We start from the raw sequence: 10,952 nt of genomic DNA on the forward strand, positions 1-10,952 counted from the left end.
CCGTCCGCACGGACCAAGCTGGCCATGTTGCTTTTTGCCGCCGACTACACCGTGCGCAAGCAAAAGTACATGCATGATTTCTGGCGTGGCTTTGCGCCAATGATGGTGGCCCTGGGCGTGGTCGGTATTTTGCTGTTGCTCGAACCCGATCTGGGCGCCTTTATGGTCAGCGTCTCAATCGCAGTGGGTATTCTCTTTCTGGGCGGCATCAGTGCGGTGTTGTTTCTGCTGCTGGTTGTCGTGCTGCTGGGCTGCTTTGCCTTGCTGATTCTGATGGCGCCGTGGCGTGTGAAGCGTATCTTCGCTTATCTGGACCCGTTCGACCCCGAAACGGTGCAGTCTACCGGTTACCAGCTGGCTCATTCGCTGATAGCCATCGGGCGTGGCGAATGGTTCGGCGTCGGGCTGGGGTCCAGCGTCGAAAAACTGCACTACCTGCCCGAAGCACATACCGATTTCATTATGGCTGTGGTGGGTGAAGAGCTGGGATTTGTCGGTATCATTTCCGTGGTGGTGCTGTTTCTGATTATTGTGCATCGTGGCTTTGAAATTGGCCGGCAGGCCATCGCCATGGATCGCGAATTCAGCGGCCTGGTGGCGCAGGGCGTGTCCATCTGGATGGGCGTGCAGGCACTGGTCAACCTTGGCGTGTGCCTGGGATTGCTGCCGACCAAGGGTCTGACATTGCCCCTGGTCAGTTATGGCGGCTCGTCCATTGTGATGAATCTGGTGGCCCTTGCCATTTTGATGCGCGTGGATTATGAGAGTCGCCTGATGATGCGGGGAGAGCGCCCTGACCGAAGGCCCTTGCGAGAATATCGATGAATAGCGTTCATTCCGATTCACGTACGTTGCTGGTGATGGCAGGCGGGACCGGCGGGCATATCATGCCCGGTCTGGCCGTGGCCGCACAAATGCGTGCGCGGGGCTGGCAGGTCATGTGGCTGGGCAATCCGGACAAAATGGAAGGGCGTCTGGTGCCGGCTGCGGCGATTCCTCTGCTGCCATTGCACTTTGCCGGTTTGCGAGGCAAGGGGCCGTTGGCGCTGTTGAAATTGCCATTCATGCTGGGCAAGGCATGCCTGCAGGCGCGACGCGCCCTCAAGCAGTGCCGGCCTGCGGTCGTACTGGGCATGGGCGGCTATGTGGCCGTTCCTGGCGGCCTGATGGCAAGACTGTCCAATATTCCGCTGGTAATTCATGAACAGAATGCCGTGGCCGGCACAGCCAACCATTGGCTTGCTAAAATATCGGCTTTCGTATTGACGGGTTTTCCAGACGTGCTGCCTGGCGGGCAGATGGTGGGCAATCCTGTGCGCGGTGAATTGGCCAATACGCCGGAACCGGGTGTGCGCTATGGTGCGCGCGAGGGTGTCTTGCGCATTCTGGTGGTGGGCGGCAGTTTGGGTGCGCAGGCCCTCAATACTGTGGTGCCCACCGCCATGGCGCTGATCGCACCGGGGCAGCGTCCGCAAATCATGCATCAGGCCGGCGAGCAGCATATTGCCAGCCTTCAGGACACCTATAAACAGGCGAATGTCAGCGCAGAATGCCTGCCTTTCATCGATGATATGGTCACGGCCATGATGTCGGCCGACCTGATTATCTGCCGTGCCGGCGCCATGACGGTGGCCGAAGTGGCAGCGGTTGGGGTGGCCGCGCTGTTTGTGCCGCTGCCGCATGCCATCGATGACCACCAGACGGCAAATGCAGCATGGCTGACCGGCCGCAATGCGGCCTGGGCACAGCCCCAGCGCGAATTTACCGCAGCCTGGCTGGCCGAATGGATACAAAGTCGTACTCGTGATCAATTGATGCAGACTGCAGTGGCTGCCCGAGCCTGCGCCAGAACGCAGGCCACACAGACCATTGCAGATATTTGCGAGCGCGCGAGCGCAGGAAAAACATGAAACATCGGATTAGACACATTCACTTTGTCGGTATCGGCGGCTCCGGTATGAGCGGTATTGCCGAAGTTCTGGTCAATCTCGGATATAAAGTCAGCGGCTCGGATCTGCAGGAGTCGGCGGTGACCCGTCGCCTGGCAGAGTTGGGCGCGCAGATTTTTATCGGCCATCACGCCGAAAATGTCGGCGAGGCCGACGCCATTGTTACATCGACGGCTGTGGCCAACAGCAACCCCGAGGTGCTCACGGCCAGGGCCAAGCGGATTCCCGTGGTGCCTCGCGCCATTATGCTGGCAGAGCTGATGCGCCTTAAACGCGGCATCGCCATTGCCGGCACGCACGGCAAAACCACGACCACCAGCCTGGTGGCCAGTGTGCTGGCCGCTGCCGGCCTGGATCCTACCTTTGTGATTGGCGGCCGCCTGAATTCGGCCGGCGCCAATGCGCGGCTGGGCCAGGGTGAATATATTGTGGTCGAGGCTGACGAGTCGGACGCCTCGTTTCTGAATCTGTTGCCGGTCATGTCCATCATCACCAATATCGATGCAGACCATATGGACACGTATGGCCACGACATGACGCGGTTAAAAAGCGCTTTCGTCGAATTTACCCAGCGCATGCCGTTTTATGGCAGCGCCATCGTATGTGTCGACGACAGCAACGTTCGTAACATTATTCCGTTTATCTCGCGCCCGCTGGTGACTTATGGGTTTGGTGAAGAAGCGATGTACCGGGCGGTCAACGTGCAGCCTCGACAAACGCGCATGGCGTTTACCGTTGAGCGGCGGATCACCCCGGCCAAACGCCTGCCGGACCTGGATATCGTGCTCAATTTGCCCGGCCGCCACAATGTGCTGAACTCGCTTGCCGCCATTGCGGTGGCCACAGAGCTGGAGCTGGCCGACGAGGATATCGTGAGCGCCCTGATCGGCTTTAACGGCGTTGGGCGCCGCTTTTCCTACACCGGAGACTTTGCCGTTCCGCAGGATCATGGCGGCGGTACCTACACGCTGATCGATGACTACGCGCATCACCCCATCGAAATGGCCGCCACGGTCGAGGCGGCACGCGGTGCCTGGCCCGAACGCCGGCTGGTGCTGGCTTTCCAGCCTCATCGATATACACGCACCCGCGATTGTTTCGAAGACTTTGTCAATGTGCTCAGTCGGGCCGATGCCGTACTGCTAAGCGAAGTCTATGCCGCAGGCGAGCAACCCATTGTGGCTGCCGATGGCCGGGCCCTGTCGCGCGCTTTACGCGTGGCAGGCAAGGTTGAACCGGTTTTTGTCGAAGATGTGGCCGAACTGCCGCAGGCCATTATCAACTTTGTTCGCGACGGTGATGTGGTCATCGTCATGGGTGCCGGGTCAATCAACAAGGTGCCGGGACAGTTGGGAGAGCGCAATGAGCAATGAATTTGGCAAGGTAGGGGTGCTGTATGGCGGCCAGTCCGCGGAACGGCCTGTGTCGCTGGTTTCAGGCAAGGGCGTATATGAAGCCCTGCTCAGCAAGGGCATTGACGCCCACCTGTTTGATACTGCCGAGCATTCCCTGGCAGAACTGGCTGCGGCCGGCTTTGACCGTGTTTTCATTGCCCTGCACGGCCGGTATGGCGAAGACGGCTCCCTGCAGGGGGCGCTGGAGCTGCTGCGCATTCCCTACACAGGAAGCGGCGTGATGGCGTCCGGTCTGGCCATGGACAAAATCATGACCAAACGCATCTGGATTGAACAAGGCATTCCGACAGCGCCTTATTGCAAAGTGCGGACCCGCCAAGATATGGATGGCGCCAGCCAGATGCTGGGCTACCCCTTTATTCTCAAGGCACCGCATGAAGGCTCGACGCTGGGACTGAGCAAAGTGGCCGGCCCGCAAGAGCTGACTGTCGCCTTTGACGAGGTGTTCCAGTTTGACAGCGAACTGCTGGCCGAAAAATTCGTCGTCGGGCGCGAACTGACCGTTGCCATTCTGGGCAAGGGCGACACGGCGCGGGCGTTTCCGATTATCGAAATCGTGGCGCCCGATGGCAAATACGATTTCGAACACAAGTATGTTTCGGACGAGACGCAATATCATTGTCCGGCTGACCTGCCGCAGGATCTGGCCGCCAGCATCCGGCAGACATGTGAAAAGGCGTTTGTCGCCGTAGGCTGCGAGGGCTGGGGCCGTGTCGACGTGATGCTGGACAATGACAATCGCTATTTTCTGCTGGAGGTCAATACCTCCCCGGGCATGACGCCGCATTCGCTGGTGCCCATGGGCGCCAAGGCCGAAGGCGTCAGTTATGCCGACTTGTGCGTGAAGATCCTGGCGCAGGCCAGTTGCAAGATCCAGCGCACCAAACCCGTGACGGAGCCAGGACTGTAAATGATTACGCCAAGCGCCCGTATTACCAATTTTGTCGCCAACCTTGTCATGTTGTTGGCGGTAGTGGTAATGCTGGGCGCCGGTGGTTACTGGTTGATTCACCGACCCATGTTCAATCTGACCCGCATCGTGATCGAGCCGATGAAAGGCAACAAGTTGGAATATGTGTCGCCGGCAAGTATCCAGCAGACCATTGCGGGCAAGTTGCAGGGCAATTTCTTTACCATCAATCTGCCTGAGTCGAAAAGACTGTTCGAGCAGTCGCCCTGGGTGCGTCATGCCGATATTACCCGCGTCTGGCCCGACGGTCTGCTGCTCAAGATCGAAGAGCAGGAGCCGTTTGCCTATTGGAACGAGCGGCAGATGATCAATACCTGGGGTGAAGTATTTACTGCAAACCAGGCGGAGCTGCCCGAGGATGCGGATTTACCACAGTTTAACGGACCGTCCGGATCTGAAATGCTCGTGGTACAGCGCTATGCCGAATTGGTGCGCTGGCTGGCGCCGCTAAATTTGGGTGTAGATGAGATTACGCTTAGTGATCGCTATGCTTGGCGTGTAGAATTGAACGATAATACCAAACTGGTATTGGGCAGGGATCCCGGGGCCGATGCATTAAACCCGCATGGCGGGCAGGGTGCGGTATCATTCGCATCTACGATTGAACGTTTTGTTCAGGCGTGGCCTGTTTTAAAAGAAAAGGTAGCCGGCCGGCAGATAGCCCAGGTGGACTTGCGTTATACCAAAGGCTTTGCCATCACCTTCGAGCCGGCAGCGACAACACAATCGGATAGTAAAGAGAAAAAATGACTCGTGACCTAAAGGACCTCATCGTTGCTTTAGACATAGGCACCAGCAAAGTGGTGGCAGTGGTGGCTGAAGCTTTGCCTGAAGAAGGGCGCTTTGAAGTAATCGGACTTGGACAGCATGAATCCAAGGGTATGCGCAAAGGGGTTGTGGTCAATATTGAATCCACGGTCAATTCCATTCAGCGCGCCCTTGAAGAGGCTGAGCTGATGGCCGATTGCAAAATCCGTGAAGTGTATACGGGCATTGCCGGCAACCACATTACCAGCTTCAACTCCAGCGGCATGGTCGCGGTAAAGGACAAGGAAGTGTCGGAAGCCGATGTGGCGCGCGTGATCGAGACAGCCAAGGCGGTCAACATCCCTACCGATCACCAGGTGCTGCATGTGCTGACCCAGCAATTTATCGTCGATTCGCAGGAAGACATCCGCCAGCCGGTAGGCATGAGCGGCATCCGGCTTGAAGTGCGCGTACATATTGTGACCGGTGCGGTCAGCGCCGCACAGAATATTGTCAAGTGCGTGCGTCGTTGTGGTCTGGAAGTACAGGACCTGATTCTGCAGCCGTTGGCCTCGTCCATGGTTTGCCTGACCAACGATGAAAAGGAACTGGGTGTCGTGCTGGTCGATATCGGTGCGGGCACGACCGACATCGCCATTTTTACCGGTGGCGCAATTCGTCATACCACGGTATTGCCGGTATCGGGTGATCAGGTAACCAGCGATATCGCGGCCATGCTGCGCACGCCCACACCAGATGCCGAAGAGATCAAATTGCGTTATGGGATTGCCAAGCAGGTGCTGGCCAATCCCGATGAGCTTATCGAAGTGCCTGGCCTGGGCGATCGCGATGTACGTCGCGTCAAGCGACAGACCCTCGGTGCTGTTATCGAGCCGCGTATCGAGGAGCTGTTCATGATGGTGCAGCAGGTTGTGCGGGACTCAGGCTACGAAGATCTGATTGCCTCAGGCGTTGTATTGACCGGTGGCACTGCGCTTATGCCAGGCATTGTCGAACTGGCCGAAGATGTCTTTCTCAAGCCGGTGCGCGTTGCCGTTCCCGACTATCGCGGCAGTCTTGCCGACATGGTCCGCAACCCGCGGTTTTCCACAGTCATGGGGTTGTTGACAGAAGCGCGCGTGCAGCGTTTGCGTGGTGGTAAGATTAAGCAACAAAATGGAACGCTAAAAGATATGATTTCCCGCATGAAAGAGTGGTTTATGAATTAGAATACGCAAGAGGCTGAGACGTTTGTTTCAGTAGTTGCAAAAAGGGGCGTGTTTCATGTCCCTTATGGTGTTTTGTTAACGCGATGTGTAGCGGCTTGCATGACACCGTGACAGCAGTGCAGTAAAGTAGCAGAAGGTTGTCGATATACCGCCGGGCAGGGCGGATCAACTGCCAGACAATGGCCGGGCAGGTGGCCATGGAGACGGTTCAAGTACGATGCGAGACAGGCGCTGGCATTGTTTTTGAGACGGTTTCCGAAAAACGCAGTGGCACTTTTCGTTAATACGTTTCGGAATACAGGAGTTGGGAATATGGACTTTCAATTATTGGACGATAGCAGTAACAGCGGTACCGTAATCAAGGTGATTGGCGTGGGTGGTGCAGGTGGCAATGCCATTTCACACATGATGCGGGCCGGCCTCAAGGGCGTGGATTTTATCTGCGCAAACACAGACATGCAGGCGCTGATCGGGACCGAAGCACCGGTTCAGATTCGTCTGGGCCGCAGTGGTTTGGGCGCAGGCGCCAAACCTGAACAGGGTCGTGCAGCAGCAGAAACAGCACGCGAAGAAATTCGCGCCGCGCTCAATGGCGCAAACATGGTGTTCATTACTGCCGGTATGGGTGGTGGTACAGGGACGGGAGCGGGTCCTGTTGTGGCCGAAGTGGCCAAGGAACTGGGTATTCTCACCGTTGGTGTCGTTACAAAACCATTTTCGTTCGAAGGAACCAAACGACTGCGCGCTGCCGAAGAAGGCATTGCCGATTTGTCCAAACACGTTCATTCCCTGATCGTGGTGCTGAATGAAAAGCTGTATGAACTGATGGGCGACGACGCTTCCCAGGACGACTGCTTCAAGGAAGCCGACAACGTGCTGTATAACGCCTGCGCAGGCATTGCAGAAATCATCAATGTTCAGGGTAATATCAACGTCGACTTCGAAGACGTGAAAACCATCATGGGTGAACATGGCCAGGCAATGATGGGTACTGCTGTCGCTTCCGGTCCGGATCGTGCTCGCATTGCCGCAGAAAATGCGATCGCGTGCCCGCTGCTCGAAGGCGTGGATCTGAACGGTGCACGTGGCCTGCTGGTCAATATTACCGCCAGCCGTTCACTCAAAATGAGCGAAACCCGTCTGATCAACGAAATCATCAGCAGTTACGCTGCCAAAGATGCCACTATTATCGTTGGTAGCGCCTATGATGACGATATGGCCGACGAGCTGCGTGTTACCGTTGTCGCTACGGGTCTGGGTCGCAAGCAGCCGGAACTGGTTGTCAATAACGGCTCCGATGTTGAATTTGAAGCATTGACCGGAACGCATGGCGGCAATACCGATCTGTACGGTGGCAGCTTCCTGAATCAGCCTAGCGGTGGCCGCGCACCCGTGCCGCCTACCGTGATTCGTTCTGGTCGTGGCGGCGCTGCACCTAACAAGGCGCAATTTGAACAGCAGGTTCGAGCAATGGAGTCTTCGGGCGTCGAGCGTTTCGACATTCCGGCGTTCCTGCGCAAACAAGCCGACTGATTGCCGTTTTTCTTCCCAACACGGCGTCCGGGCTGCTGCCCGGTCCGGACCCGTTCGCTCCTTTGATATGGCGCCAGTCAGCAAAAACGACCCTTCGAGGTCGTTTTTTTGTCGATGCAGCCAGCCGACTTCAGATGCCGATTGAAACAGTTGCACCGTCAATCAGGGGCTTTTAAGCGTAAATCAGAGTAAAATACTCGGAAACGACACGTGTCTGCGGGCATCGTGTATTGACGATTGGCTTTGGCAGCCCAGCGCAAGCAACAAACCGGCTGCAATGCAGTATTGGCGCCCCACTTGTTACAGGCCGCCACTCTCTGCGCGTCGCACCTTGCTTGCTACACGTTCAAAGGACGGCGTCACATGTGTGTCTGGTTCCGTCATCAGGTAGCTTGCTACCCATTTAATTGGTCAAGGTGAACCGCCAGCCACGACATCCTTTTACGGATGCTCCCATGAATATTGTTACATTTTTGTAAGTTGAGAATACGATGCTACGACAAAGAACCATTAAGAACCTGGTGAAAACCACCGGCGTCGGCATGCATTCAGGTCGCAGGGTTGAGATCACCTTACGGCCTGCTCAAGCCAATACCGGCATTATTTTCCATCGGGTAGACACCCCCGAGGTCGTTGACTTGCCCGCCCTTGCGGACAAAGTGGGTGATACCCGAATGGCTTCGGTGCTGCAAAACGGCAATGTGCGCGTGTCAACAGTAGAACATTTGATGTCGGCATTGGCCGGCCTGGGCATTGACAATATCCACGTCGATCTGAACGCAGAAGAAGTGCCTATTATGGACGGTAGCGCCGGGACCTTTGTGTACCTGTTGCGCTCGGCCGGTATCGAAGAGCAGGATGCGCCCAAGCGCTTTTTGCGTGTTCTGAAAACCATTGAGGTACAGGACGGCGAAGGAGAAAACGCTAAATGGGCTCGCCTTGAACCCTATGCCGGCTTCTCCCTGGCCTTTTCGATCAACTTTCATCACCCGGCCATTGATTCAACGGCCAGTTTTGCCGAGGTGGATTTTGCACGCGACTCCTATACGCGGGAAATAGCCCGTGCGCGCACCTTCGGTTTTGCGCAGGAAGTAGAAGCCATGCGCGCACACGGTCTGGCGCGTGGCGGCAGTTTGGACAATGCCATCGTCATGGATGAATTCCGGATTCTGAATTCGGACGGCCTGCGTTACGATGACGAATTCGTCAAACACAAGATTCTGGACGCCATTGGTGATCTGTATCTGATCGGCCATCCGTTGCTGGCCCGTTATGTGGCCTGCAAATCCGGCCATGCGTTAAATAACAAGCTGGCGCGTACGCTGCTGTCGCAGCCGGATGCCTATGAAATTATTACCTATGATTCGGCAGCCGCTGCCGCCGATGCCGTCAGTCAGGACTGGCGTTTGGCCTGATTTTTTTCAAGAATCCGGGCCAGTGTGTCCGCCAATTGCTGGTTGTCTGTGGTTTGTTGCAGTTCAAGCAGGGCGTCGCGCGCTTGTTCGCCCAACGCTTGACTGACGACCGGGGGTGTTGAAGCCGCCGTTATCGCGGCGCTCTTGAGCCCGGCCTGGATTTTTATGCGGATTTGATCCACTCGTTGCCCTTTGGCGACCAGCAGCTGATGTATAGTTGTAGTCAATTGTCGAATTTTTGCTGCGTGGGCAGCGCTGGGAACGGCAATAATCAGTGTGCCGTTGTCCAGCCCAACCACGCGACATGCATGACCCACGGGAAGTTGCAGGGCCTGTGCAATCAGTCCCTGTATCAGGTTGAACTGTTCAGCTGTTTCCAGCAACCGACCCCGGCGGGTGTCATGACCCAACCAATTTGCGGCCGTTTTACCTTCGCCTCGATCGCGGCGCGAAGCACCGTTTTTTTTGTAAAACAGAGCCATTATTTTAAACAGGTACGAAATTGAAAGAAGAGCAACATGCTTCGCAGAATACCACTCCTGTGAAGACAAAGAAAGTATGGACGTTTAGTGTGTCCATGCTCAGCCTGGGCCTGGCGGTTGCAGCCGGCGCCTTGCTGGAACGCCATTTTGGGCTGCCATCGCTGCCCATGCACGAACAAGTCGCTTCTGTGGAGTCTACACCCGAAGCGCTGCGTGATGCGGCCTTAATCCATCATAATCTGAATGTGATGGCTTCACAGATCGGGCAGTTACGGGCCAAGGCAGACACCATCGCCCGGTTGGGCGAGCGCCTGGCCGTGAGTACCGGTGCCGATGCCGAGACCTCGGAATTGCACAAGCTGCTCAGCCAGAACGCCTTGGCCAGTGACGAGCCGATGGAAGATCTGGAGTCGGAGAACAACAGCGTGATCTCTGCCGAAGAGCTCGGGCGTGAGCTCGATAGTCTGAAGACCGCCTTATCGCGTGGCGATGATATGCTCAAAACCGCCGATCTGGCGATGCAACTGCAGGGTGCACAACAACAGCGCACCCCAACGGCCATCCCGGTGTCCATGAACAATGCAAGAATTTCATCCACTTACGGCTGGCGCAAGAATCCGGTTACCGGGCGTCATATGCTGCACAGCGGGGTTGATTTTGCCGCGCCTGCCGGCACTTCCGTTTATGCGGCCTCTGCCGGCATCGTGGTGGCCGCGGGCTGGATGAGTGCTTACGGCAACGTCGTGGACATCGATCATGGTAAGGGTGTGGTCACGCGCTACGCGCACAATTCAAAGCTGCTGGTCAAGCCGGGTGATCTGGTGGCCAAAAGACAGGTCATCGCCAAGGTCGGCAGCACCGGGCGCTCTACCGGCGCTCACGTGCATTTCGAAGTGCGGGTCGATGGCGAGCCGACAGACCCGATCGCCTTTCTGAGCCAGATGTCTTCGTCTACTGCTGTGGCCAGCACGGCGCCGGACAGTCTGCTTCAACGGGCAGAACAGGTGGGGGCGGCAGCGCTCAGCAGCAAAATCGTCACGGATACAAAAGAGCGCGTCAGATTGCCTTCCGGAATCACTACCCGGCCTCGTATGCGTTAAACTATCGTGATTTTCTCGTGATGACTCACTAACCTGTCAGGAAGAACACCCATTGAAGTTTTCCTGATTACTCTGATAGCAGAATGATTTCTCTACTCAAAAAAATTGTTGG

General features: G+C 56.5%; 10 protein-coding genes. 9 read left to right on the top strand and 1 reads right to left on the bottom strand.

Annotated elements, in window-relative coordinates:
• The 8 genes from ACTIKR_RS18310 to lpxC form a co-directional block, all read left to right on the top strand.
• Positions 1-825, top strand: an 825-nt coding sequence (locus ACTIKR_RS18310) for a peptidoglycan glycosyltransferase FtsW (protein ID WP_442328618.1), incomplete at its 5' end; no start/stop codon positions are given.
• Positions 822-1,910: an undecaprenyldiphospho-muramoylpentapeptide beta-N-acetylglucosaminyltransferase gene (gene murG / locus ACTIKR_RS18315; RefSeq protein WP_442328619.1), complete on the top strand. Its 1,089-nt coding sequence runs from the start codon at positions 822-824 to the stop codon at positions 1,908-1,910. The genes ACTIKR_RS18310 and murG, both read left to right, overlap by 4 nt.
• Complete coding sequence (gene murC / locus ACTIKR_RS18320; RefSeq protein ID WP_193087281.1) at positions 1,907-3,322, top strand: UDP-N-acetylmuramate--L-alanine ligase; 1,416 nt, start codon at positions 1,907-1,909, stop codon at positions 3,320-3,322. Before murG ends, murC begins: the two co-directional genes overlap by 4 nt.
• Positions 3,312-4,274 (top strand): D-alanine--D-alanine ligase, encoded by a 963-nt coding sequence (locus ACTIKR_RS18325; protein ID WP_193087282.1) that lies wholly within the window; start codon positions 3,312-3,314, stop codon positions 4,272-4,274. Before murC ends, ACTIKR_RS18325 begins: the two co-directional genes overlap by 11 nt.
• A complete protein-coding gene (locus tag ACTIKR_RS18330; protein ID WP_193087283.1) occupies positions 4,275-5,084 on the top strand; it encodes a cell division protein FtsQ/DivIB in 810 nt (269 codons plus the stop codon). It begins immediately after the preceding gene.
• Positions 5,081-6,310, top strand: a complete 1,230-nt coding sequence (gene ftsA / locus ACTIKR_RS18335) for a cell division protein FtsA (RefSeq protein WP_193087284.1) — start codon at positions 5,081-5,083, stop codon at positions 6,308-6,310. Before ACTIKR_RS18330 ends, ftsA begins: the two co-directional genes overlap by 4 nt.
• 312 nt (positions 6,311-6,622) lie before the next feature.
• Positions 6,623-7,843 carry a cell division protein FtsZ gene (gene ftsZ / locus ACTIKR_RS18340; protein WP_193087285.1) on the top strand — a complete coding sequence of 407 codons (1,221 nt, stop codon included), beginning with the start codon at positions 6,623-6,625 and terminating at the stop codon, positions 7,841-7,843.
• Between the two features lie 491 nt (positions 7,844-8,334).
• On the top strand, positions 8,335-9,258 hold the full coding sequence (gene lpxC / locus ACTIKR_RS18345; protein WP_442328620.1) for a UDP-3-O-acyl-N-acetylglucosamine deacetylase: 924 nt from the start codon (positions 8,335-8,337) through the stop codon (positions 9,256-9,258).
• Here the strand turns inward: lpxC and ACTIKR_RS18350 are convergent.
• Positions 9,237-9,668: a DciA family protein gene (locus ACTIKR_RS18350; RefSeq protein WP_193087287.1), complete on the bottom strand. Its 432-nt coding sequence runs from the start codon at positions 9,666-9,668 to the stop codon at positions 9,237-9,239. The two genes, lpxC and ACTIKR_RS18350, sit on opposite strands and share 22 nt — an antisense overlap.
• Before the next feature lie 131 nt (positions 9,669-9,799).
• Here ACTIKR_RS18350 and ACTIKR_RS18355 point away from each other — a divergent pair, with 131 nt between their 5' ends.
• Positions 9,800-10,840, top strand: a complete 1,041-nt coding sequence (locus ACTIKR_RS18355; protein WP_193087288.1) for a M23 family metallopeptidase — start codon at positions 9,800-9,802, stop codon at positions 10,838-10,840.
• The last annotated feature ends 112 nt before the right edge of the window (positions 10,841-10,952 follow it).

The sequence above is a fragment of the Advenella sp. genome, from assembly GCF_052108595.1.
In the GTDB taxonomy this organism is placed as follows: Bacteria; Pseudomonadota; Gammaproteobacteria; order Burkholderiales; family Burkholderiaceae_B; genus Advenella.

Excerpts from the sequence above, each read along its gene's own strand:
- murG (WP_442328619.1), top strand. The coding sequence starts at position 822 with ATGAATAGCGTTCATTCCGATTCACGTACGTTGCTGGTGATGGCAGGC.
- murC (WP_193087281.1), top strand. The coding sequence starts at position 1,907 with ATGAAACATCGGATTAGACACATTCACTTTGTCGGTATCGGCGGCTCC.
- ACTIKR_RS18325 (WP_193087282.1), top strand. The coding sequence starts at position 3,312 with ATGAGCAATGAATTTGGCAAGGTAGGGGTGCTGTATGGCGGCCAGTCC.
- ACTIKR_RS18330 (WP_193087283.1), top strand. The coding sequence starts at position 4,275 with ATGATTACGCCAAGCGCCCGTATTACCAATTTTGTCGCCAACCTTGTC.
- ftsA (WP_193087284.1), top strand. The coding sequence starts at position 5,081 with ATGACTCGTGACCTAAAGGACCTCATCGTTGCTTTAGACATAGGCACC.
- ftsZ (WP_193087285.1), top strand. The coding sequence starts at position 6,623 with ATGGACTTTCAATTATTGGACGATAGCAGTAACAGCGGTACCGTAATC.
- lpxC (WP_442328620.1), top strand. The coding sequence starts at position 8,335 with ATGCTACGACAAAGAACCATTAAGAACCTGGTGAAAACCACCGGCGTC.